This window comes from Paenibacillus periandrae (genome assembly GCF_022458865.1).
Lineage (GTDB): Bacteria > Bacillota > Bacilli > Paenibacillales > NBRC-103111 > Paenibacillus_S > Paenibacillus_S periandrae.
Genome location: NZ_JAJNMU010000027.1, coordinates 48,076 through 72,374, shown reverse-complemented (window position 1 = coordinate 72,374; position 24,299 = coordinate 48,076). Strand labels below are relative to the sequence as shown.

Here is a 24,299-nt window from a genome sequence, read left to right as displayed (position 1 = left end):
TTGATCCGAGCGTTCGCTGTGCTGTGATGGTTTACCTATATTCAATCCCCGACAAGCGAGGAGTAAATAGCTTCATGTACAAGTGGACGCAGCTCCCGGATCGGGTTGCTTCTGCCATAATGGATCGCATTCGTCATAAAAACGACGATTAGCTCGCTATGCGGTTCTATCCATAAACTTGTTCCGGTAAAGCCAGTATGACCAAAGCTGCCAAAAGGCCATGTTTGCCCACAGCTCGGAATGACTGGTTGCCCTTGCCATACTTCCCAACCAAGACCTCTGCCTTGAAAAGGGTTGGTTACACATAGCTCGCGTTGACCTGGAGTGAGCAAGGATTCCTCTGGAGTCAGCCAGCTCCTTGCATATTGAAGCAGATCGGCGGCTGTGGTGAACATCCCGGCACTTCCCGAAATGCCCCCCATCTGAAAGCATTTCTCATCGTGAACTTCTCCCACAATATAGCCATTTCCATCGGCCTCTGTAGCCGCGATACGCTCCTTCAGAGACTCATCAGGTGTGAATGTCGTCTCCTTCATGCCCAGTGGCTGGAATATTTGTTTCGTCACAAATTCGGATAACCTCTGACGAGTCAGCTCTTCGATAACGCTTCCCAACAGAATAAATCCGAGATCGCTGTATACAACCTTCGCGCCCGTTTCATAAACCAGCTCTTGCTGCAAAATGTCCTTAACGACATCTCGCGGCTCATACCTGTCTACACGCGGCAGATCGGCTGGAAGACCTGAGCTATGCTGCAGTAAGTGCCTGATCGTTATTAGCCCTTGTCGAAAATCGGGTATATACTTCTGAACGGGATCATTCAGGGAAAGCTGTTTGTGCTGCTCAAGGAGCAGGATTGCCGGTAAAGTCGCGGTCACTTTCGTCAGAGAGGCCGCATCAAACAACGTGTTATACTTGATTTCGCGAATCTTTTGTCCATCTGAGTAGGAGCCCCACTCTTTATGCCAGTGCAGCTTGCTGCCCAAGCTAATATCCAATACAGCACCGGGGATTTGATTAAGCTCTACCCAGCTTTGTATTTGTTGTTCAATGTTATGCATTGCGCTTCGATCCTCTGACTGCTTTTCTTGTATTCTCCAGCGCCTGGATTGTCGCTTCATATGAGCGGCTTGCAATCCCGACGTACAAAATATCGATAACGTTCAGCTGGACAATTCTGGATGCCATCGCTCCACTTCGAATGCTTTGCTCCATCGAGCTCGTGAACAAACAGATATCAGCCAATTCTGAGACCGGATTATGACCAAATTTGGTCATTGCAATGATCGTGGCCCCACTCTCCTTAGCAATCTCCAACGATTGGATAATTGATTCCGTTTGACCCGAATACGATATGCCAAATGCGACATCGTGCTCGTTCATATTTGCAGCCAATGTGACCTGAGAGTCAAAATCAGACGCCATTTCACACCATCTGTTTATCCGCGAAAGCTTTTGCTTGAAATCCTGGGCAATCACGGCTGAGGCGCCAACTCCAAAAATATACACACGCTTGGCACGATCCAGACTTTCAATCGCTTTCTCCACATCCTCTACCGACAGCACAGCCAAGGTGTCCTGAATCGATAAAATGTTGTTATGTGAGATCGACTGAATCAAGGACGGAATCGACCCGTCAATCTGGATTTCCTGATAGGAGGTCCCCATACTGTTCGACGACTTAGCGAGATCAGCAGCAATTCTCAGCTTCAGCTCCTGGAATCCTTTCATATGGAGGGAACGCGCCAGACGAACAATCGTCGCTTCGCTGACTTCAGCCATCTCGGCCAGCTTTTGCACGGATGCATTCATTACCATCTCGGGGTGCTCCAAAATGTACAGGGCAACCTTACGTTCAGTAGGTTTGAGCGTATCCAGCGATTCACGGATACTTATGAGACCCTGATTCACCATGCCATCACTATCCTTTGCACTTAATTCGTTAAAGAGTCAGTAACATGTAAACTTAGCTTACAACTTCATTATAAAATAATATTTCTTTTTGTAAAGACTTTTTGTGAAATTTTATTTCTTTACAAATTTTTAAAGATGTTGTATGGCTGCAAACAAGCTGCAAAGCCCCATATCAATACCCTTTTTCATTTCAAAGCAATAATGGTAAAATAAGATCAGGATCTATGGAATTTATAGGAGGAAAATAATATGCCACAGTGGACGCATCCCGAACAATATACAGCTTTTGATAATGAAGATCAGGCATTGGCATTTTGCAAGGATTGGGGGCTGCTCCCGCAAAAAGCGACGAAGCTGAAAACCTTCAGATACAAAGGACAAAATCTGGATATCCCTTGTGAAATCGTAGGATATGCAGACCTTGTATTCGCTGTCATTCAGGTTGGCGGTGAGCTTCATAATATCCATCCTTCTTATCTACGTGAAATGCAAACCGCCCAATTTGGTAAAATTAAGCTGGAGGAAGAATCGGAGGCAAGTGAAGCAGGTGCTATTGCTAGTGAGGACCAGGCTGAGACTTCAAGCCAAAGCTTGGCAGAAGCTGCGCCCGGAGCACCTGCTGCAGCATCAGAACCGCCTAAAGCCAAAAAATCAGCAGACAAGAAAACCTCTGATAAACCGCCTGCGGCTCCTGTTGCCCTGCCGGAAGGAAAGGTTAGCGTTGAAGCGACTGTAGCAGAATTCGCCTCGGTACCTAATCCGTTCAGCGACACAGATGATGAAGTCGTGATCTTTGAGCAAATAACGTTCCAGCATGAGGGTACGGCTACATCACTGGATACTGCATGGTCCAGCCACAGCATGGCCTTGAAAAAATTGGAATTGCAAATAGGCGATCAGCTCAGCTTTGAAGCCAAATTGGTCGCCAAGAAGCTAAATAAACATCCCGTTAAATACAAAATCAATAATGCAGCCAAAATTACCAAACAAAATCCACAATAAATGATCGAAATCCATAGGACAATCTGTGATCGGCCCGTATTTTGTCACATGTAACCGTGACAAAATACGGGCCTATTACGCTATGGTTACTTTTGATATTTCCCAAGCAGCTCCGACAGGTTAGCATTCAAGCCCTTAATATCAGGCTCTTCAGCCTTCGAGTTACTCAAATGATATTTCTCTTTTAGCTTCAATATCCGGGCCACACTGGCATGTAACACAGACTCCGGGATTGTCCCATTGGATACAGCGCTCCGCAGCGCTTGGATAACTTGAACCTGCTGGTCGAAAGAATGTCCTACAAGCACAATATCCCCGCCTGCCAGCACCGATTCTACCGCGGCCTGCCCGATATCATAATTTTGAGTAATAGCCCCCATTGTCATATCATCAGAAAAAACAACCCCATTAAATCCCATCTCCTTGCGCAGCAAATCGGTTATGACAGCTTTAGAAAAGGAAGCAGGATGAGCTTCATCCAGCTTGGGCATAAGCAGATGGGCCACCATAACGGCATCGGCCCCATTATTAATTGCACTTGCAAAGGGAACTAACTCCAACTGACGAAGATGGGCTAAATCATGATTGACCACCGGAAGCCCAAGATGTGAATCCACTGCCGTGTCTCCATGACCGGGAAAATGCTTAACCACAGCAACCACTTGCGCTGACTCTATTCCTTGCATGGTCGCAACACCAAGTCGACTGACCACGTCAGCCTGATTCCCGAACGAACGGTCACCAATAACCGTATTATTCGGATTACTGAACACATCAAGGACTGGGGCAAAATCCGTATTCAATCCAAAACTTTTTAATTCCTTACCGAGAACTGCTCCAATTTCTCTTGAAAATTCACCATTATTGATCTTTCCAATTGCCGCATTCGTAGGGAGCTTCTTCAATTCGTCAGGAAGCCGGCTAACCCTGCCACCCTCTTCGTCTACGCTAAGCAATAACGGAATGCCCGTCACCGATTCGTTAGTGGATTTCAAAGAATTAAACAGGGCTAGTGCCTGTGGGGTATCTTTTAAATTCACCTTAAAAAAAATAAACCCGCCGACGTGATATTCGGATATAAGCTGTGTAGTCTGGTCATTAACGGTAAGCCCCTCCATGCCGACTACAACCAACTGACCCACCTTTTCATTGATCGACATCTTCTTGATTTGTTCAAGAACTTTGTCTGCTGGTTGGGTTGGCTGATTATCGGCTGGCGCTGGGACGGCCTCAGAGGGCGAACCCGTTTGCGTCGGTTTTGGAGTTGAATTGGGAACTGACGGAACCGCTGCAGGGGGATTGGGATTACTTGCGGATGGGCTTCCTTGGCTCATACAGCCGCTCAGCATAAGGAAACAAAGGGCAGCTAGCATTCTACAACTTCTTTTTTTGGCCGTCACAGTTCATCACCTCATGATGTCATTTGGTAGCTAGCAGTGCCCAAAACGGTTAGCGAATGAATCCGAATAGGTTCGATTTCTTACGCTTACTTCCTATTCTTTCTCAAAACTTAAAATTTTACATAAATTCAGGAGAACGAAATTTAGATCAGTTCTTTGCGCGCTCTCAAATATTTGTACAAGATACATCCCGATATAGCGCAGATTAGTGCGCACAAACCGATAAAGCCGTATCCAGCCTGAAGTCCACGCAGCAATCCTGTTTCCGCGTCCAGCCCATAGCTGTTTTTGATACCGCTTGTGATCGCTCCGATAGCATAGTTGCCCACAACGCTGCCAATCCCCATTAAAGTAACGGTGAACGTGATGGCAGTGTCGCTGCCGCGCGGATATCTTTTGGCAATAAAAGCCATGATGGTCGGATAAATCGGTGCAATTCCGACGCCTGCCGCAGCGAACAAAAATGCCAGTGATTCCCCGCCCCAGATAGCAGCAAACGTACATACGGCAGAAAAAGCGGAAAAGATGATAAGAGACAGATTAAACCCGATTTTATCGGTAACCGGACCCAGAAAAAGTCTTGCAGCCGAGAAGCAAAAAAAGAACGCAGACAGCATCCCGGAAGCCGCAACCCCATCCCACCTGTAGGCCTTTTCCAGAAAATTGACCAACCAGCCACCAACCGCCATTTCCGATACGACGCCAAATGAAAGTATGAGCACCAGCAACCATAAGGCGGGATCCCGCACAAGCATTTTCAACGGAATCCGATCCTCCAGCGGCAGATCGTCACCCGGAAAATGGCTGAGCAGCGCCGGAATCATCGGCAGCACCGACAAGGATAACATGACCAGATACATCCCGCGCCAATCCAGCATATGCCCGTACAGAGTCACCGACATCATACCCGAGGCGATCATGGGCGCCACTGTAGAGCTAAGTCCGTAAAAGAAATGGGAAAGATTCATCATCGTGCCGGTATTTCTAATAAATATTCGCGCCCCAAGTATGGCAAGTCCGATCTCCAGCATTCCATTGCCGATGTACATCAAGAAGTAAGAAGAGGAAAAAATCGGATAGCTGCGGGAGAAGAAAATCAGGATTCCCGACACCAGCATCGCACCGAAAGCCAACAGGGTCACAGCCTTGATTCCCAGTTTGCGGGTCAGGTAAGCCGTAAAAGAGCAGGCGATCAAATAACCCAGCGCGTTAAGCGACAATAGCGAGCCCAGCTGCATTTCATCCAGGTTAAAGTCGTATTGAATTCGCGGAATGGCCGGTCCTTTAATATTTTCTGATATGCCAAAAATAATAAATCCCAAAAAAATCGTCGCCAGTTGCATCACATAAGTTTTATTAAGCCCGCTTACGCGTTGGAGCATGGATTAACTTCACCCGCCATTTCATTAGTCAACTAAGAACATACTACACATCGTACAAAGCCAAAAGCCCAATCAGGTCATGGATCACCTGATTGAGCTGATTTAAAACAGGATAGGCAGGTCATGAGACACAATGGCTAACGCTAATTGATCCGCATTCCACCACGATTTGTATTTTTACCGTAAAAGATTTCGTCCATTTCCACTTTCAGCCGCTCCGTAATTTTCTTTTCTTCACCGGGCGCCAGTTTTTCCTTGGTATAACCGAATAAGTAGTTATTAATATCGAACTGCTTCAACTTGCATTTGGTATGGAAAATATTTTCCTGGTACACATTCACATCGATCATATCATACAAATTAATAATTTCTTCCGGAATGTAATTTTGGATCGAGCTGATATCATGGTCAATAAACAATTTGTTGCCGCGGATATCTCTCGTGAAGCCCCGAACCCGGTAATCAATCGTCATAATATCGGTATCGAAGGAGTGAATCAAATAGTTCAAGGCCTTGAGTGGTGAAATTTCACCACAGGTCGACACATCAATATCCGCGCGGAATGTACTGATACCTTCATCTGGATGATATTCAGGATAAGTATGAACGGTAATATGACTTTTATTTAAATGCATGACGACAGCCTCAGGAAGCGGCCCCGGCGATTCGTCAAACGATTCCTTCTTGGCTTCAACCGGCTCCTCCGAGATAAGAATAGTGACACTCGCTCCTTGAGGATCGTAGTCCTGACGGGCAATATTCAGTACATGTGCACCGATAATCTTAGTCACTGTTTGCAAAATTCCAGTCAGTCTCTCGGCGTTGTACTGTTCATCAATGTAGGCTATATAGGCCTCACGCTCTTCTTTGGTTTTCGTATAACAAACGTCATACATGTTAAAGCTTAACGATTTCGTTAAATTATTAAACCCATGTAAGGTTATTCGCTGCTCCGGCGTTAATGTCATGATGAACACATCCTCAATTCTTTTAGTCTGAATAAGCTTGAATCTACTTATATTACCCATAAAACCGCTGTGCGTATAGATGTTTTACGAATTCTTCACGAATATCAAGCTTTCGCGCCCCAAATCGAAGCCTTGTCCCCGCGATACGTCTTTCCTTGCCATACAATTGTGTGGGACAAGCAGGTACATTTGTAGCCAGTGTAACACAGTATAACGCTCTCATAAATACCAAAAAACTTTGTTCGCCAGCTCAATGACCCGGCGAACAAAGTTTTTATCCTTCAAAATGAATGATAAGCTCTATGACTTCCGACCTGCTGCCTATACGAACAGGGGGCCCCCACGTTCCAAAGCCTGAGGACACGACTGCATGCAAATTGCCTTTCTTCAAATAGCCCCAGTCCAGTTCAAAGAGGCGCCTTGTGATCAGGTGATTCGGCATCATTTGTCCACGATGGGTATGTCCGGACAACATGATATCGACACCCGCAGCCTCCGCCTTATCAAGTCGATGCGGCTGATGATCCATCAGAATCAGAGGCAGCGTTTTATCCACACTGGCAAGCAAATCATCCAGTTCCTCTCTGCCGTTCGGTCCACCATGCTCAGCAGCTTTATCTTTGCGGCCAATGACATAAAAGCTATCGGCAATCTTTACCGACCGATCCATCAGCACATCGATCCCAATAGCACTCATCTGCTCGGTAAATTCTTGAATGTGACCACCTATGTATTCATGGTTGCCCAGAACGGCATAGATCCCGAGCCGCGAACGCAGCTGCTTCATCACAGCACCCATATTATGACGAATAAAGGGCTTGATGTCATCATCGATAATATCACCTGGCAGCAGAATCAAATCCGGGTTCAAGGCATTGATTTGATCAACCAGCACCTGAAGCTTTTTGTTGCCTACAACCGAGCCCAGATGAATATCCGATGCAACAGCCACTCTTAGCTTGTTGAGCTGGCCTCCGTCTTTGGGTATCGACATCTCGTAGGTGCGAACAATCGGATTGCGTGCATTCCATAAGCCACGGGCCATGAGCAGCAGCACAACCAAACCTAATAAACTCCCAAGAATAAGTACGATTGTAGACAAAGGCACCGAGACTAACCATAGTACCAAGGCAGCCAGATCAAAAAACGGAAGCAATACGAACGTGAAATACATCACAGCAAACCAGTACGATCCAATATTTTTCAAAACGCTTGAAAGCGAGTAAGGAAGATAACGCGAGCCCAGACGTCCAATAATATAAGAAAAGGCAATTAACCAATAACAAATCCACCAGATTGTAAAATTATGGATATCAAATGCATAACTCAAAAACAACTGTACATGCCAGCCAATATAATAATTGATCAAGGCAAATATCGATAAAAATATAGTAATTACTGCTGCAAATCGCGGGTTCATCCTCTGCCACTCCTGATCATTTCCATTAGAAAATCTGATTTTGAAATCCATTCTCGCCTAGCTTGTATTCAAATTCGATCTTTATTGCGTGCTTCAATTAGTATTCCTTCTTGATATCCGATACAGCCCACTGCTCAAATGGCCGCTTATACTGGTCCGGCTTCATTTGCTTCATCACGATCGAACGCTGCTCCATAGGTAAGGCGAGCTGTTCATAAATGAAATGATCGTCAAAGTTAATAGCTGCTGCATCCTCTTTGGTACAGGCATAATAGACAGCATCGGGCCGGGCCCAATATATCGCCCCGATACACATCGGACAAGGTTCGCAGCTCGTATAAATCTCACAGCCAGTTAACTGAAAGCTGCCGATATGCTTACATGCATCGCGAATAGCTTGCACTTCCGCATGCGCTGTTGGATCATTGTTTAATGTAACCAGATTGCTGCCTCTACCGATAATTTCACCATTACGTACGACGATAGCGCCGAATGGTCCCCCTTGGCCGGTTAACACGTTCTGGAGAGCAAGTTCTATCGCCTCCTGCATGCGCTGCTCTTGTTCATTTATCATCCATGAAAACCTCCTCATTGGGTAATAATCCTACATACCATTTCCAACATATTTATAATAGAACAAATCTGGAGCATTTACAAAATAATTGCTCTTTCTACCTACCTTTGTTTCATTGTTAGATAGGAAGGTTAACAAATGGATATAAACCGCATGGCTCAGGAGGAACTCACATGCCAAAATCTACCTATTACGTATCAGTTGCAACAGGGCTTATCGAAAAGCTGCAAGCACTGAACGACAAGGCCAATCGAACACATGAATTCGTTGTAGAGGCTAACGAGAAGGAAATTGCCGTATTGCGCGATTTGTTCGACAAGCAAGCAGCATCCGAGGAATTAACGTTTAAACGTGCAACCATCCCATACAAAACTGCCGATCAGGACCCCTCTACAGAACGGTTTAATGGAGATATCCTTAACATTTATCGGTATTTGTATGAAATAGGAACCTATGAAACCAAAAAGCATATCGAAAAAATGGGTATATTACCGCGGTTGTTAAGCCCGGACTATCATCATGCTGGATATGAGGAGCAAAAGTCCAAGCAATAGCCTCGATGATTGCTCTGTAGGGCACGAGTGTCCGCCACTAAACTTCAGACTGCTTCTGACACGAAAAAGCCTCAATCCCCGTCTAACTATGGGATTGAGGCTTTTACTCGGCCGATTATCTGCCCTATAAGAGTGCGATGGATTATGAAATAGCTGACTGTGCTGCGTTCTCGCTAATTTGTTTCAATCGCTTCATAATCGGATTGGCGCCACGACCAAAATAATCGTGCAAGGTGCAATACTCTGCATATAGCTTATCGTAAACAGCCGTATGTGCAGGAATAGGCTGGAACGTCTCTTCTCTGACTCTCGCCATCTGTTCAGCGGCATCGACGATATTATCATAGCCACCAGCCGCAGCTCCAGCGGCTACTGCGCCAAACATCGCGGCACCCAAGGCAGGTGTTTGCGTGGAATCAGCGATTTTGATCTCGCGTCCGGTTACGTCCGCATAGATTTGCATCAGCAGCCGGTTGCGCTGCGGCAGCCCTCCGCATGCATACAGTTCGTTCACTTTAACCCCATTGTCGTTAAAGGCATCGATAATTTTCCTTGTACCAAAGGCTGTGGCTTCAAGCAGGGCACGGTAGATTTCCTCCGGCTTCGTCTGCAGCGTGCAGCCTATCAGAAGCCCGGTTAGATCAGCATTGACCAGCACGGAGCGGTTGCCGTTCCACCAATCAAGCGCAAGCAGCCCGGTTTCACCCGGTTGATATGCCGAAGCCTGCTGCTCTAGCCATTCATGAACTCCGATTCCCGCAGCTGATGCCGCTTGCTCGACATAAGCTGGAACTCCCTGCTCTACATACCAGGCGAATATATCGCCTACTGCCGATTGTCCTGCTTCATAGCCGTAATATCCGGGGATAATGCCGTCCTCTACAACACCGCACATACCCTCGACCTGCTTCTCGGTTTCGTCGAGAAGCAAGTGGCATATGGATGTACCCATCGCCATGACCAGCTTACCCGGTTCAACTACACCAACAGCAGGAACCGCAGCATGGGCATCCACATTGGCTACAGCAACCGCAGTGCCTGCTCGCAGACCCAAAGACATCGCCATTTCCTCGGTCAAACCACCCGCCTTCGTACCTAGTGGATGAATCGCTCCACGCAGCTTGGTACTTGCCAAATCCGCCAGCCGCGGATCGAGGGAACCGAGAAAATCAGAGGATGGATATCCCTGCTCTTTATGCCAAATAGCTTTGTAGCCCGCTGTGCAGCTATTCTTGGCGATTTGTCCGGTCATTTGGGAAACGACCCAATCGGCCGCCTCCAGAAACTGATCTGTCTGCTCATACAGCTCAGGTGCTTCATTCAAAATTTGCCATACCTTGGCGAGCATCCACTCCGAAGAGATCTTACCCCCATAACGGGCCAAAAAAGCTTCGCCCCGCTGCTCAGCGGTCTCATTGATGCGGTTCGCTTCTTCCTGTGCAGCATGATGCTTCCACAGCTTGACCCAGCTATGCGGATTGTCGCGAAGCTGCGGATCAAAGCACAAGGGCTGACCTGCTCTGTCGAGCGGCAGCATGGTGCAAGCGGTAAAATCGATACCGATTCCAATCACATCAGCAGGATCGACGCCAGACTCTCGAACGACCGCCGGAACGGACTTCCGGAGCACTTCCAAATAATCGTCAGGGTGCTGCAGCGCCCAATCCACTTCCAGACGACGGCCCGATACGGGCAGCCGTTCATCGATAACTCCATGTGGGTACTTGGTTACATGTGTAGCAATTTCCGCACCATTCGAAATATCTACCAGCAGCGCTCTTCCTGATTCCGTACCATAATCCACACCGATTGCATATGTTTTTTTCATAATGAATAAGTCCTCCCTACAGTCTACTTCTTGCCATATAAAGGACCAAAATTATCGCAAGCACGGAAATCGGCTCCTGTACGGTCACTCGTGCCAAAAGCATTCCAGGCACTTGGCTGGAACAAGCGTTCCTCTTCCACATTATGCATGCTGACTGGAATCCGCAGCATTGAGGCTAATGTGATCAAGTCTCCGCCAATATGTCCATAGCTCACTGAACCATGATTGGAGCCCCAGTTGTTCATGACCGAGTACACATCTTTAAATGCACCTGTTCCGGTCAGGTTCGGTACGAACCAGGTCGTCGGCCATGTCGGGTTGCTGCGTTGATCCAGCTTGTCGTGAACATCATCCGGCAGCTCTACTGTATAACCTTCAGCCAGCTGCAGCACAGGTCCAAGACCTGCAATCAGATTGATTCTGGCCATCGTCACCGGCATTCCCCCGCGTGTTGTAAAATCAGTTGAAAATCCACCGCCACGGAAGAAGTCAACCGCTGGGCACCACTGGGTGGCCTCCAAAGATTGCTTCACCTCTTCGGCTGTAATGTCCCAATATGGCTTCATTGCGGGTTGACCATCCACGCTTTGTGTGCCCGTTCCATCAAGTGCTGCTGGGCCCGAGTTAATCAGATGTATAACGCCATCCTTGGCTCTGCCTTCAAGCTCCTTGCCGGTTACGCGCTTCACTGCTTCAGGACTCCAATACGTACGGACGTCGGCAAAAATTTGCGCCGCATTTGTAAGTAAATGTCCGAACAGCATCGTAATCCCGTTCAGCGTATCATTTTCTGTTGCAAGTACATAAGGCTCCCGAATGCCATTCCAATCGAACGAGCTGGACAAGATCGCTTCCATAAAATCACCATTCGGGAAGAAATCCGTCCAAGCCCGTTGACCTTGAAAGCCTGCGGCTATCGCATTGTGGCCCAATGCTTCCTCTCCATAGCCCATGCCATCGAGCTGCGGATTGCCGATCATTAAATCTCTTGCAATCAAAGTCATTTTGACAACTGTTTCCCAGTCTTGATCCTTTTGTTCACGAGTCCTTGTCAGCTCAGGCGGATTCACATCCCCGCCCTCCTTGCAGTTCTCCTTCGTCCACACCAAAGCACGCTCATATTCTTCCTTATCATAAATGCCGAGCTCCATACGGCGCACAAACTCGGTCATGTCCACATACTCGTTGCGCATTCCCAGGTAGCTTTGGAAAAAGCTCTCGTCTGCAATGCAGCCAGCGATCCCCATCGAAACAGAGCCCATCGACAGGTACGACTTGCCCCGTATCGTCGCTACAACCAAGCCCGCTTTGGCAAATTGCAGCAGCTTCTGCTGAACATCGGGAGTAATCGTCGTATCGCCGATATCCTGTACGTCTTTGCCATAAATACTGAAGGCGGGAAGTCCCTTCTGGTTATGCGCAGACAATGCAGCAGCCAAATATACCGCTCCCGGACGCTCAGTTCCATTAAATCCCCAGATCGCTTTGGGTATTGTCGGGTCTGTGTCGATGGTTTCTGTCGGGTAGCACCATGAAGGAGTAACCGTGATGCTAACACCAACCCCTGCACGTGCGAATTTCTCAGCTGTCCGTGCGGCTTCCGCTACGCCACCAATACACGTATCAGCTACAACACATTCCACTGGCAATCCATTTGAATGGCGCAAATTGGACGACAAAAACTCCGCCACAGCATGTGCCATGTTCATTGTCACTTCCTCCAACGACTCTCGAATCCCGCCGCGACGACCATCAACCGCAGGACGAATACCAATTTTCGGCATACTGCCGTTCAGACGATTAACCGCTTCTACATGTTTCATACAAAAAGCTCCTCTCAGGATTCCAATTTTTTAATTACAGGTTGTAAAATATCGCGAACTACCTCTGAACTTTCCGCACCCTTCTCCAATCGATGCAAAATCGTTCTCCCAGCCTTGATACCCAATTCGTATGGCTTTTGATCCACATACACAATGCCGGAGCGCTTGAGCAGCCTTGCCGCCTCGACTTCTCCATACGAAGCAATCGCAATATCTCCGGGAATGTCCCGACCGTTCTCGGTCAGCTCCAGCAGCGCTCCAAACGTCATTTTGTTATTGAAGGATAACAGTGCTGTCGGCGGCTTTGTCATTTGCAGAAAATACCTTACAGCCTCTCTGCCACCTGCCTCCGTGAACTTGCCGTCATAATCATATGCAGCCTCATGCTCCATACCTGCTTCCGCAAAAGCCTTCTGGCAGCCTATAAATCGATCCTGTCCCGTACTGACGCCCATACAGCCATTAATCACGCCAATAACGGAGTGCCCCTGCTGAATTAACTGCTTTGTCAGCGCATAAGCTCCATTCACATCATCCTCAGCTACGAGGTCAACAGCAGTTCCGGGTAAATCCAGGCTTCTATCGACCAAAATAAACTGAATCCCAGCAGCCGACATTCGCGCCACCAGATCCTCATTGCCACCTGTGGTAGCCAGGACAACAGCGTCCACTCTTTTCTCGGTCATCAGCTGCAGCAGCTGCGCCTCTTTCTCGGGCAGCTCATCGGAGCTGCAAAAGATCAGATGGTAGCCGTATTCCTGAACCACATCCTCCAGCCCTCGGCATATCGTCATAAAAAATGGATTCGATATGTCCGGCAGCACGACGCCAATCGTAAAGCTTTTGTCCTGCTTCAGGCTTCTCGCAATGGCGTTAGGCTGGTATTGCAGCTTGTCGATTGCGAGCATCACTCGATTCTTGACCTCATCGCTGACATAGCCGCTGCTGTTCAGTACCCGCGATATGGTGGCTGTAGATACGCCCGCCTCTGCGGCTACTTGCTTGATTGTGGCCTTGGCCATAATTGCCCTCCTAAGAGATGTACTCTGTAATCGTTTACGTAATCGATTACATATAACTATAATTCGTTTTCAAAATCCGGTCAAGTGGTTTTTATCAATGAAAAAAAGAGGCCTCAGCGGCCTCAACTAAGTGAATATTTAACAACAGTTAACGTTAGACGTGTAAAGGCTCAAGCCTTTGCTGATCTATGATTCAAAGTCGGCTTTTGCAGACGGTTCCCAGTCTTCAGCTTTTCCTGCAGCCTGCCCAGGAATATATCCGCCAATATAGCCAATACAGCAGCAGGAATAGCTCCTGCATAAATTTTCATAGAGTTGCGAAGGTTAAGCCCGGAATAGATTTCCCTCCCAAGTCCATCCCCTCCAAATAACGGAGCCAGCGTGGCCACACCGATGGCTATGACAGCAGCTACACGAAGTCCTGCCATCAGAAACGGTAATGAAAGCGGCAGTTGAACCTTTAGCAGCAGCTGCCAAGGGCTCATGCCGAGCCCTTTACCGGCTTCGCTGATCCCTGCATCGACTTCCTTCAAGCCCACGTAAGTGTTGCGAATAATCGGAAGCAGCGAATACAAGAACAAACCGACTGCTATCGTTTTAAAGCCCAATCCAAGGTATAACATCAATAATGCCAATAAGGCTAAGCTCGGCATCACTTGAATCACATTTGCAACGGCCAATATGACGGATGCCAGCCTTTCATTGCGTGCGCTGACAACACCTAACGGTATACCGACGATGAGAGCGAGGCCAAGTCCACTGATTACCATGAGGATATGATCCCATGTCAAGCTCAGCAGGTGAACTGCATTTTCCTGCATATACTGAAAGAGCTCTATGATTCCATTCCTGTTCTGATTCATTGTTTCACATCCTCAACTTATTTCAGCAATCCGATTTTTTTCAAAAATTGTGCAGCTACCTCCTGTGGACTACGCTTATTCACATCCACCTCATAGTTCAAGGCAGTCATCGCTTCGGCATCAATTTTTCCTGCCAAGGAAGCAATGACATCATTCAGTTCAGGCAGCTGCTGTAAGGTATCTTTTCTAACTACTGGTGAAGCATCATAAGGCGGGAAAAATTGTTTGTCATCCTTTAAGGCTTGCAGGTTATATTGTTTGATTCCCGGATCTGTTGTGTAGGCAAGGACGACATCTACCTTTTTATCAGCAACTGCTTGATAAACTAAGGATATTTCCATCGGAAATCTCTCTCCGAAGGCAAAGCCGTAGAACTTGGTAAAGGCTCTGTAGCCATCGTTATCTCTTTCCAGCCATGTCGTATCCACACCGAGCTTCATCGTTTGGGCAAGCTCCTTCAAATCGGATACCGTGCTCAGCTTGTGTTGATCAGCAAGCTCCTTGCGCACGGTGAAGGCATACGTATTTTCAAAGCCATAAGGTTCAAACCATTTGAATCCAAACGTTTTGTCGAACCCCTCCTGCGCTTGCTTTAATACCTCTTTGCGATCCTTCGTGTCTTGAATATCAAAATATCCGTTAAAAATTTCTCCTGTATACAAAGTGGCCATTTGAATGTCATTGTTCTTCATCGATTGAATGACAATCGGGCTTGCAGCGAGGTCTGGTACAATTTTCACTTTTACCTTCGTATTTTGTTCAATTAGTGCTTTGTACATTTCGGCTAAAATTTTCGGTTCGGTGTAGGTTTGGGTGCCGATATTGATCGAAGCTGACGCCGCACCCTCCTTACCGCTGCTCGCACCTTGATCACTGCATGCAGACAATACCAACGACCCCAACAATGCGACACTAACTGTAAGCAATATTCCTTTTTTTCTCATAATTCCTCCATATATATCGTTTTGATTTATTTACATGTTCATTCAAGCCTTGGTTGCGTTCAATGACGTCGTTTGAGCTTTTCGGGAAACCCGTTTTTCAATACTGCCCAGAATTCGATCAGCGAGCAAAGCCAGTAAGATAGCGGAAACAGCCCCTGAAATAATAAGCTCTTTCTTATTGACACCGATACCCGAGACGATCAGCTCTCCAAGACCCCCGGCACCGATTAATGCCGCTAAAGTGGTCCAGCTGATAATATAGACTGTGGTGATCCGCAAACCGGACATGATATAAGGAAATGCCAGCGGGAACTGAATGAGCAGCAAGCGCTGGCTCGCACTGTAACCCATGCCCCGGGCCGACTCCACAATAGACGGATCGACAGCATGAAAGCCTGCATACGTATTTCGAAGAATAGGCAGTATGGAATATAGAAATAAAGCGAATATGGCCGGCTTCACCCCGATCCCCAGCAGTGGAATCAGAATGGCCAACAGCGCCAAGCTTGGAATCGTCTGAAATACATTCGTGATTGTAAAAATGAGGGTATGCAGCCATTTCATCTGATTCTTCGCCAGAAACATACCTAACGGAACGGCAACCAACGTACCCAGAACGATAGAAACTGCAGAAATAGTCAGGTGGTCACGCGTAGCAATTACAATATCGGGGTATCTTTCCTGCAAAAATTCAACATATTTCACAAAAAAATTAGATTGCTGCATGGGTATCGCCCCCAATGATTTCAGAAGAGTACACATCTGCCATATGGCTGACGACAGAACCTCTCGTGATAAGTCCAACGAAATAATGGTCATCACGTACAACGGCCAAATTGGATAATTGATATTCCGTCATCATGTTTAAGGCTACGGAAAGCGAGGTCCCTGTCAGCACAACATGCTCTACTGGCTTCATGACATCGGCTACGGTTTTGCTTTCTTCCCCATATTGATCAAGAACACGGTAAATCGATACCGATCCCTGCAGCTTGTTGTTTTTATCCACGATCAATAAGGAATCCACACGGCGCTTTTCCATCAGCTTCATGGCTGCAGCCAAACCTCTCGAAGGAAATGCAGTAGCCGGATTATCGACCATGACCTCATCGACTGTAGGAGCCTCCAACATATTGTGCGACTGGAGTCTTTTTTGGCCAATAAAGTTTTTGACAAATTCGTTGGCGGGATGACGCAAAATTTGCTCCGGATGTCCGGTTTGAACAATCTCTCCATCCTTCATCAAAATAATCGTGTCAGCGATTTTGATGGCTTCATCCATATCATGCGTGACGAATACGATTGTTTTTTTAATATCCTGCTGCAAGCGGACCAGCTCATCCTGTAATTGTTCACGACTGATGGGGTCCAGTGCACTAAAAGGTTCGTCCATCAGAATAACATCCGGGTTTGCAGCTAAAGCTCGAATCACACCAACGCGCTGCTGCTGCCCTCCACTTAATTCTGACGGGTAACGGTTACGGTATATATCAGGTTGTAAACCAACAAGCTCTAATAGCTCTTCAACCCTTGCCTCGATTTTGAGTTTTTCCCACTTTAGAAGACGAGGTACAACACCTACATTTTGTGCAATGGTCATATGCGGGAATAAACCGATATTTTGAATGACATAACCGATCTTTCGTCTAAGCTCAATAGGATCCAAAGTAGCAATATTATCCTGATGAATCATGATTTCACCTGACGATGGGTTGATTAATCGATTAATTAATTTCATCGTGGTCGTTTTTCCACATCCGCTCGGACCGATCAGTACCGTAATTTCTCCTTCCTTCAATTCCAGGTTAATATCGTTTAACACTTTGTGACCATCCTCATAAACCTTGTTAACTCCTCTAAATCGAATCAAGCGGGTAACCACCTTTCGTTTTCTCTACTTGCTTCACAATTACGCTGTTTGATCGAATCCCTCCTATTCACTCGGTAATTGTTGGCGCAGCCATACAAGGCTACGCAAAGTGCAGTAGTCTTGGTACATTCGTCTTATTTGGAAACAATAGTAAAATAGAAATTGCCAATAAAGCTGCGAAATAGGGAAGCACCGCTCCAATAAGATATTCATACTATACCAAATCAACAATCAACTGACAACCTTAAATTATAAATGAAGTTGTTTGTTGTCCATAAATAATCGATTACTGAAATGACAAAAAAGACTGTCCCATGGCCTAAAAAGCCACAAAACAGTCCTCTGATTATATGCTTCACTATTTATTCTTCCTGCAGAGGAATATTGAGAAAACGCTCGGTTCTTTCTTGGACTTGTCCATCTCCTACGATAACAAGAACATCGTCTTCTCTAAGAATAACATGGGGCCCCGGTGAGATGGACACTTGTGTGCCTCTGCGCAGCGCTACGATGGTCGCACCTGTATTTTGCCAAAATTGAAGATTTGCAATCGTCTTACCGACAACATGAGAAATATTTGTCACCTTTATTTCCACTGGATGGTAGGGCTTCAAATTTTGCAATCGGTCTGATGCATTGATTATTCCGGTAAGCAGCACCTCAAACTTGCTATCGATCTCTTTTTTGTGGACCAATAGCAGCTGCAATTCCTGTTTGAGCGAGTATACCGATTTCAGATAATTGTTTCTGGTTATATAGTCGAAAGCGTTTTGATCCGATACGATCACGATCTCTTTTCCCTGTGAAACGAAAACAATATTCTCATCCTTCAGCAGACCGATTGCTTTACGAATCGTTTCAGGGGAGACATGATATTGGCTTGCCAATAAGGAGCGGCCGGAAATTTTACTCTGGACGGGAAACTCCCCACTTACAATTCTTTGGGCAATATCGAGCGCTATTGACTTATAACCTGTGACCTCTTGCATCTTTCTCGCCCTTTCTTCGTGCATACCTGTATGTAGCTAAGGAACATGCACACATCGTACTACTTTCTGTTGATATCATAAGGTATTGAGAAAGCTTTGTGCAACACTCCAGCCACTCCTTAACTGGCTTTTATTTGGAAAGCTCACCAAACCGTGAAATAACAGCTAGAGCTGGGTCAATCGGGACATCAGCTCGCTGCACATTTGCCGGAATATGGATGGAAGGTGTTTGGCGGATGGATCGACCTGCGAATTGAGGAACAGACATGATCATCGTTATAAATGCACTGTTACCTTTGCTCGTTCTAAAATGTTCTCTCCACTGGTTAATTATTAGAGCCCTGTCTTTCTTGCCGTTGCCTCTATAACCTGTAATTATCATTTTCTTATATTGTTTAGTTTTGCGGGGATTTCTTTTAACGTTTGTGTATCTACCAACCCTCACTGCCTTAAGGACCGTAGGTCCGGCCGCGACGCGGTTAGGCTGTGCAGGGTTGTCTGCTGAATATGCTTATCCGAAATTCCTCATGCAGACGAAGGCTCCGTAGGAGCCGCAGTGGGAACACAGTATCAGAAGATGTTGATGACATTTTGAAATGCTTACCAATTATCATTTGCGCTATATCTACTTCTGAAGCTTTTGTGTTAATTCGTATTATAATAAGTCATATTCGTTTAAACAAGGGAGTTGAGATCAGTGTCCATTTCAAAAGATGATTTAAATAAATTAATTCAAAAATTACCTGATAATGCCCTTCCAATTGCTGCTGATTTCTTGGAGAAATTAGTTAATAATCCAAATATTCGTTATATTCCTTGGAATGATGAACCAACCACTGAACAAGATATTGAAGATATTAAAAATGCGAAAGAATCATTTGCACGTGGTGAAAGTATTAAATTGAAGGATGTTATTGATGGGTTACTCAATTGAGTTCGATAAATCCGCCTTTAAGTATCTTCAAAAATTAGATAAATCAACACGTACCCGGATTGTTCATTCTCTTCAGATATTGTCTGAAAGTCCTTTCAATTCTGAGCTTGATATTTAAAGAATGCAAGGTACAATTGATGAATTCCGTTTGCGGATAGGTTCTTATAGAATTGTGTAAATGACAAGTTACTAATTTATGTAATTAAAATAGGTTCGTGCGGCGATGTTTATAAGTCATAGAAAAAACCTATCCTCTCACCGGATAGATTTTTTCGATTATTAATATTTCATAGGTTTTCAGCAATTTCTGCTAACGTTGTTGTGTTCACGACGCCTCACCGACTTAAAGCCCAAAGGGCTGGCCGCGACGCGGTTAGTCGGTGCAGGTGTGCTGCTGAGCTTGCTCCATCGAATTCCATCTGCAGACCGAGGGCCGTAAGGCCCTCCGACGGGCTTAGGGGGCCGGATGTGGTCACTCGCTTCTCAGAGTGACCCGGAGCGTCAATATGGTGTTAGCCGAAGGAAGTTCTGGAAGCAGCCATTGTATTTAAGGCGTTTTCAAAATAGCTATATACTTCATCTGCAATTCCCAGAAACTCTTCAACAAGTACATTACTATCCAAGTAACAAGCATACAGATAATCAACTAAAGCGGAGTCAATCTCGCAATAGTTTAATATGGCATTCTTCATCTTAATAATGTCATCTTGCCATACACCTGTATCTTCTAAAACCAAAGAGTATAATGCACGAATTAATCTCTTAGAATAACCTTTAATATATCTAGTTTTCATTGTGTTATCACTAGCATTAGAAAGTAAACTATGTATACGATCCACTTCCTCCTTGGTCTCTGTATTTAAGTCTAAAATGAACTCTGGAGAAATAATTATCGGTGGTACTTTTTCACCAACGTCATGACCATATATGCAAACACAAATTATCTTAACCCAAAAACCCCACTCATTCGGTTTACTTAATACATCGTCAATCGAGCAAATTATCGTATCAATCTTAGTTACTACTGGATATTCTTCCAAAAGCCTGTCTTTAATATTTGACAATCTTTCGTAATCAACATCTTTGGGATTTACACATACAATAGTAAAGTCTGCATCTGACTTAAAAGGTTTAGCAGTTCCTTTTGGAATCGAGCCACACATATAAATGCTATGAATCTTACCTTTAAATTCGGTAAGTACATTATCTATATACTTATCAACAAAATCCTTATATTCATTTTGTATTACAATTCTATTTATAACTTTTTCTAATATCATATAGACTCCTCCTACACTAAGAACTTCTTTCGGCTAACGTTCTGTGTATTCACGAACCTGAGAGGCTTAAAGGAGCAAAGCGACTGGGTCCATCAGGACTTAGCCTCGCAAGGTTGTCTGACTGAATCCGCTTCCGAGAATCGCCTCAGGCAGACCAAGGTCGGCGTAGCCGGCCGCAGCGTGAATACGATGTTAGCGAAGTGATTGCCTTCTTTGAGCTACGAAAAAAGTTATTCCTCAATAAAAAATCTAAATCTATTTGAAAATTCAGTCATAATGTTTAGAAAGTCTTTCTTTCCTAAATCAATATGACCTTCCCCCTTTAGTTCTATATTTATCTCATGTCCTCGAAAATAAATTATTCGGTCACCCTCGCTCTCTAAATCAATATATGTAATGATCGAATCAACTTCTTTACTAAGATCTAAAAACCACTTATGAATATTAACAGAGTCTCTAAATAGGTGACTCATACTTGATGTTACAGCTGTAAAGGAAATTGAAAGTTCACCTTTCAGATTAGGCAACTTTCTTTCCCTAACGTTGATACAACCAATGTTTGCACTACCATCAGAGTTTAACCACTTTGCAATTTCTTGTCTGTCATAATGTGGACTCCAGTCATAGCCGCCTTCTAAATACTTTAAAATAAAGGAATCCACTTCAAAATTAATACACGCACAATTTCCATCTAAAGAGCCTCGCTTGTTAATATATTGAAATAGTTTTCCTCTATTTTCTTCTTTAATAATTATTATGTAACTATAATCAAGTCCCATTGTTTGTAATTCCTTTCCTAACTTGCAATTATTTCGCCTAACGTTTGTGTATCTACGAACCCTCACCGACTTAAGCCCAAAGGGCGGCCGCGACGCACGCTTCCTTGAAATCCCTCTTGCAGACCAAGGGCCGTACGGCCCGCAGCGTAGATACGGTGTTATCCGATGCTGCCACTACTTTGAAATTACCCACAATATCTTTAGTTTCTATAATATTTCCTTTACAAATGGTGTAGTTTCAATATTTTTCATATCTTTAATATTTATCCAACTAGGCCCTAAAGAATCCTGTCCATCTCCACTAGCCTTTAATACAAAATTATTACTGATTAATTCGACATCATAGATTATTCCAATATGATGTAATTCTTCTAATTGGTCTTCCTTATATGGATAAACTATTGTATATGATTTCGCTGTTCTAATTCTGGCTTCTAATTCATTTATTCCAGTTTCTTCATAAAACTCTCTCTTTAATGTATCATACGGCTCCTCACCAAACTCGATTGATCCACCTGGTAAATCCATTTACCTTTATGAGGGCCTCTAGATTTCTTTATAAGTAATATTTTATTATCATTAATGAGAATACCGTAAACACCTAAGTGAGTATATTTCTCCATAGCTACCCCACCTCAATGATTTTAATTTGTTTTTATATTTAGTTTTTAGCCCTTAACTTAGTTTAGGCAGTTTCGGATAACGTTTGTGTATCTACGAACCCTTACTGCCTTAAAGGAGCGTAGCGACTGGCCGCGACGCGGTTAGGCAGTGCAGGGTTGTCTGCTGATTCCGTTTCCTCGAAATTCCTCTTGCAGACCAAGGCCTTCAGGCCGTAGCGTAGATACGGTGTTATCGGATGGATACGCCTTCTTTGAGTTACCCGAAAATCTCTTAATTATATTTCAGCCCTTAACTGTTTCTTAAGTTCTTATATATCTCTTGACTTTAACTGTCACTTACGAATCTTTCATGTCTCTTGATCTTAACTGTCTCTTACGATCTTTATGTCCCTTGATCTTAACTGTCTCTTACGGTCTTTTATCTTCTTTGACCTTAACTAGTTCTTCCGATCTTCAGTATCATTCTATTAAGTTCCAATAATTAACATAACATTAGCATGGATATGAAAAAATGGAAATACAATTTCTCTGTATCTCCATTCATGTTTCTACATATTGCGAATCTTTCCGATAACGTTCTTGTATTCACGAACCCGAGTACCTTAAGGCAGCGCAGCTGCCGGGTCCGCTTGCGGACTTAGGTTCGCAGGGTTGTCTGCCTGATTCCGCTTCCACGAATTATCCTCGGGCAGACCAAGGACCGCAAGGTCCGCAGCGTGAATACGGTGTTATCGGATGTTAATGCCTTCTTTGAATTCACTTATAAAAATTATTTATTAAAATCGTACTTTACATACTTATCTTGCATCTCTTTATCTATATAATTAGACTTTATCCAATCAGCTTTAATCCATAATGGAATATTTATAATTCGTTCAAATTCATTTAAAGCATCACCAGAATTCTTTATTTCGAGAAAGTTTAATATGTCATTTGTGTATTGGTTTCCAAATAATTCACTTAAGACACTAATATCTCCATATTTATCTTCTAATCCGTAACCCTCTTTTGTTCCTACTGTACACGACAAATGTCCAGTAACTAGTTGACCATTCATATAAATATTCAAATCCAATACATCCTCATCAAAATATGAAACTGTCAGAACTGGTGAGTTTATATGATTAGAAATTTCTTCACCAAATGCTTCAGTTTCTCCCCAACCAAAATCTTCATTAAGTATGCTAATCCATTCATCTCGCATTTGCCCAAGATAAAATATATTTTTTGATTTAGACGATTCTTTTAAAATCTCCTCAAACTCAGGGGGTAATTCTAAACCGAAGAGAGCATGTAAATTGGGTGATGTTTTATTTCTCGCACTAACTATCTCTTTAAGTGAATTTATTAACTCATTTATATCTCTAGAATATATATGAATGTTTGAAAGTTTAGTCCCCATTGAAAAAGCCTCCTAAAGTATTTATCATATTTGCATTAATTTCCGATAACGTTTGTGTATCTACGAACCCTCACTGCCTTAAAGGAGCGTAGCGACTGGCCGCGACGCGGTTAGGCTGTGCAGGGTTGTCTGCTGAATCCACTTCCTTGAAATCCTTCCTTGCAGACCAAGGCCGTCTGGCCGCAGCGTAGATACGGTGTTATCGGATGTTCTTGCCTTCCCCGATTAATGCCAAAAAAGATCTTTACTCTATTTCCCCTAAATAAGTTTATTGTTTAATCCCCTCACTAAATGATTTGATAAGTTTTTTAAGCCCTGCTGGAAATAATGGTTCATTCTGTATAGTATCAATGTCTATCCATTCATATCCTATTTGGTTCTTGTCCATTATTAAGGTTTTAGTCTCATCTGAAATTTCGCACTTAAATATAAATTCTACTCTATGTATGTTCTTATCTAAAAAGCATTCTCTTATAAACATTAGCTCCTGAACTTCAACTATGTATCCTGTTTCTTCAATACATTCTCTAATCAAAGTTTCATTCAGTTTTCCCCCTACTTCTTGTCCGCCACCAGGTAGTAAATAGTAAATTCCGCTCTCATCATTCAGCTTAATAACAAGTAACTTATTATCTTTAAATATTACTGCTTTTGCAGAATTTCTTATCTTCATGAAAAGCCTCCGTAAATTGCTCTTTAATATCCTTTACAGGCATGCAAGAATTTCC

Annotated in this window: 24 protein-coding genes; 3 read left to right on the top strand and 21 right to left on the bottom strand. The window is 44.4% G+C overall.

Annotated elements, in window-relative coordinates; translation table 11 throughout:
• Nucleotides 1–41: 41 nt before the first annotated feature.
• On the bottom strand, nucleotides 42–1,061 hold the full coding sequence (locus LRL21_RS35560; protein ID WP_240420552.1) for a serine hydrolase domain-containing protein: 1,020 nt from the start codon (nucleotides 1,059–1,061) through the stop codon (nucleotides 42–44).
• Nucleotides 1,054–1,914, bottom strand: a complete 861-nt coding sequence (locus LRL21_RS35555; RefSeq protein WP_240420551.1) for a MurR/RpiR family transcriptional regulator — start codon at nucleotides 1,912–1,914, stop codon at nucleotides 1,054–1,056. Before LRL21_RS35555 ends, LRL21_RS35560 begins: the two co-directional genes overlap by 8 nt.
• Nucleotides 1,915–2,163: 249 nt before the next feature.
• Between LRL21_RS35555 and LRL21_RS35550 the strand changes: the two genes are divergently transcribed.
• Complete coding sequence (locus tag LRL21_RS35550) at nucleotides 2,164–2,916, top strand: hypothetical protein (RefSeq protein ID WP_240420550.1); 753 nt, start codon at nucleotides 2,164–2,166, stop codon at nucleotides 2,914–2,916.
• Between the two features lie 86 nt (nucleotides 2,917–3,002).
• On the opposite strand, the gene nagZ is transcribed toward LRL21_RS35550, so the two are convergent.
• From nagZ to LRL21_RS35525, 5 genes are all read right to left on the bottom strand, one after another.
• A complete protein-coding gene (gene nagZ / locus LRL21_RS35545) occupies nucleotides 3,003–4,265 on the bottom strand; it encodes a beta-N-acetylhexosaminidase (protein WP_240420549.1) in 1,263 nt (420 codons plus the stop codon).
• Between the two features lie 194 nt (nucleotides 4,266–4,459).
• Nucleotides 4,460–5,698 (bottom strand): MFS transporter, encoded by a 1,239-nt coding sequence (locus LRL21_RS35540; RefSeq protein ID WP_240420548.1) that lies wholly within the window; start codon nucleotides 5,696–5,698, stop codon nucleotides 4,460–4,462.
• A gap of 143 nt (nucleotides 5,699–5,841) precedes the next feature.
• Complete coding sequence (gene speD, locus LRL21_RS35535; RefSeq protein WP_240420547.1) at nucleotides 5,842–6,666, bottom strand: adenosylmethionine decarboxylase; 825 nt, start codon at nucleotides 6,664–6,666, stop codon at nucleotides 5,842–5,844.
• Between the two features lie 274 nt (nucleotides 6,667–6,940).
• Entirely contained in the window at nucleotides 6,941–8,086 is a 1,146-nt protein-coding gene (locus tag LRL21_RS35530) for a metallophosphoesterase (RefSeq protein WP_240420546.1), read from the bottom strand.
• A 97-nt stretch (nucleotides 8,087–8,183) separates the two neighbouring features.
• Nucleotides 8,184–8,660 (bottom strand): nucleoside deaminase, encoded by a 477-nt coding sequence (locus LRL21_RS35525; RefSeq protein WP_240420545.1) that lies wholly within the window; start codon nucleotides 8,658–8,660, stop codon nucleotides 8,184–8,186.
• Nucleotides 8,661–8,833: 173 nt separating this feature from the next.
• Between LRL21_RS35525 and LRL21_RS35520 the strand changes: the two genes are divergently transcribed.
• Entirely contained in the window at nucleotides 8,834–9,214 is a 381-nt protein-coding gene (locus LRL21_RS35520; protein WP_240420544.1) for a hypothetical protein, read from the top strand.
• Between the two features lie 142 nt (nucleotides 9,215–9,356).
• On the opposite strand, the gene LRL21_RS35515 is transcribed toward LRL21_RS35520, so the two are convergent.
• The 9 genes from LRL21_RS35515 to LRL21_RS35475 all read right to left on the bottom strand — a co-directional run bounded on the left by LRL21_RS35515 (nucleotide 9,357) and on the right by LRL21_RS35475 (nucleotide 18,935).
• Nucleotides 9,357–11,042 carry a ribulokinase gene (locus LRL21_RS35515; protein WP_240420543.1) on the bottom strand — a complete coding sequence of 562 codons (1,686 nt, stop codon included), beginning with the start codon at nucleotides 11,040–11,042 and terminating at the stop codon, nucleotides 9,357–9,359.
• Nucleotides 11,043–11,065: 23 nt separating this feature from the next.
• Entirely contained in the window at nucleotides 11,066–12,865 is a 1,800-nt protein-coding gene (locus LRL21_RS35510; RefSeq protein ID WP_240420542.1) for an L-fucose isomerase, read from the bottom strand.
• A 14-nt stretch (nucleotides 12,866–12,879) separates the two neighbouring features.
• Nucleotides 12,880–13,887: a LacI family DNA-binding transcriptional regulator gene (locus tag LRL21_RS35505; RefSeq protein WP_240420541.1), complete on the bottom strand. Its 1,008-nt coding sequence runs from the start codon at nucleotides 13,885–13,887 to the stop codon at nucleotides 12,880–12,882.
• A 170-nt stretch (nucleotides 13,888–14,057) separates the two neighbouring features.
• Complete coding sequence (locus LRL21_RS35500; RefSeq protein ID WP_240420540.1) at nucleotides 14,058–14,750, bottom strand: ABC transporter permease; 693 nt, start codon at nucleotides 14,748–14,750, stop codon at nucleotides 14,058–14,060.
• 17 nt (nucleotides 14,751–14,767) lie between these two features.
• On the bottom strand, nucleotides 14,768–15,694 hold the full coding sequence (locus tag LRL21_RS35495) for a glycine betaine ABC transporter substrate-binding protein (RefSeq protein WP_240420539.1): 927 nt from the start codon (nucleotides 15,692–15,694) through the stop codon (nucleotides 14,768–14,770).
• 42 nt (nucleotides 15,695–15,736) lie between these two features.
• Nucleotides 15,737–16,420 (bottom strand): ABC transporter permease, encoded by a 684-nt coding sequence (locus LRL21_RS35490; RefSeq protein WP_240420538.1) that lies wholly within the window; start codon nucleotides 16,418–16,420, stop codon nucleotides 15,737–15,739.
• The gene (locus LRL21_RS35485) at nucleotides 16,407–17,564 is read right to left on the bottom strand and encodes an ABC transporter ATP-binding protein (RefSeq protein ID WP_240420537.1); all 1,158 of its coding nucleotides are present in this window, start codon (nucleotides 17,562–17,564) and stop codon (nucleotides 16,407–16,409) included. The genes LRL21_RS35490 and LRL21_RS35485 overlap by 14 nt, the downstream gene beginning before the upstream one ends.
• A 362-nt stretch (nucleotides 17,565–17,926) precedes the next feature.
• Complete coding sequence (locus tag LRL21_RS35480) at nucleotides 17,927–18,553, bottom strand: TrkA C-terminal domain-containing protein (protein WP_240420536.1); 627 nt, start codon at nucleotides 18,551–18,553, stop codon at nucleotides 17,927–17,929.
• Nucleotides 18,554–18,683: 130 nt separating this feature from the next.
• Nucleotides 18,684–18,935, bottom strand: a complete 252-nt coding sequence (locus LRL21_RS35475; protein WP_240420535.1) for a hypothetical protein — start codon at nucleotides 18,933–18,935, stop codon at nucleotides 18,684–18,686.
• Between the two features lie 315 nt (nucleotides 18,936–19,250).
• On the opposite strand from LRL21_RS35475, the gene LRL21_RS35470 reads away from it, so the two are divergent.
• Nucleotides 19,251–19,487, top strand: a complete 237-nt coding sequence (locus tag LRL21_RS35470; RefSeq protein ID WP_240420534.1) for a hypothetical protein — start codon at nucleotides 19,251–19,253, stop codon at nucleotides 19,485–19,487.
• Between the two features lie 512 nt (nucleotides 19,488–19,999).
• Here LRL21_RS35470 and LRL21_RS35465 read toward each other — a convergent pair.
• The 5 genes from LRL21_RS35465 to LRL21_RS35445 all read right to left on the bottom strand — a co-directional run bounded on the left by LRL21_RS35465 (nucleotide 20,000) and on the right by LRL21_RS35445 (nucleotide 24,244).
• Nucleotides 20,000–20,767: a nucleotidyltransferase domain-containing protein gene (locus LRL21_RS35465; RefSeq protein WP_240420533.1), complete on the bottom strand. Its 768-nt coding sequence runs from the start codon at nucleotides 20,765–20,767 to the stop codon at nucleotides 20,000–20,002.
• Nucleotides 20,768–20,997: 230 nt separating this feature from the next.
• On the bottom strand, nucleotides 20,998–21,546 hold the full coding sequence (locus LRL21_RS35460) for a hypothetical protein (protein ID WP_240420532.1): 549 nt from the start codon (nucleotides 21,544–21,546) through the stop codon (nucleotides 20,998–21,000).
• 207 nt (nucleotides 21,547–21,753) lie between these two features.
• Nucleotides 21,754–22,074: an NUDIX domain-containing protein gene (locus tag LRL21_RS35455; RefSeq protein WP_240420531.1), complete on the bottom strand. Its 321-nt coding sequence runs from the start codon at nucleotides 22,072–22,074 to the stop codon at nucleotides 21,754–21,756.
• An 864-nt stretch (nucleotides 22,075–22,938) separates the two neighbouring features.
• On the bottom strand, nucleotides 22,939–23,571 hold the full coding sequence (locus LRL21_RS35450; RefSeq protein WP_240420530.1) for a hypothetical protein: 633 nt from the start codon (nucleotides 23,569–23,571) through the stop codon (nucleotides 22,939–22,941).
• A gap of 268 nt (nucleotides 23,572–23,839) precedes the next feature.
• Nucleotides 23,840–24,244, bottom strand: coding sequence for an NUDIX domain-containing protein (locus tag LRL21_RS35445; RefSeq protein ID WP_240420529.1), 405 nt, complete (start codon nucleotides 24,242–24,244; stop codon nucleotides 23,840–23,842).
• Between the last annotated feature and the right edge of the window lie 55 nt (nucleotides 24,245–24,299).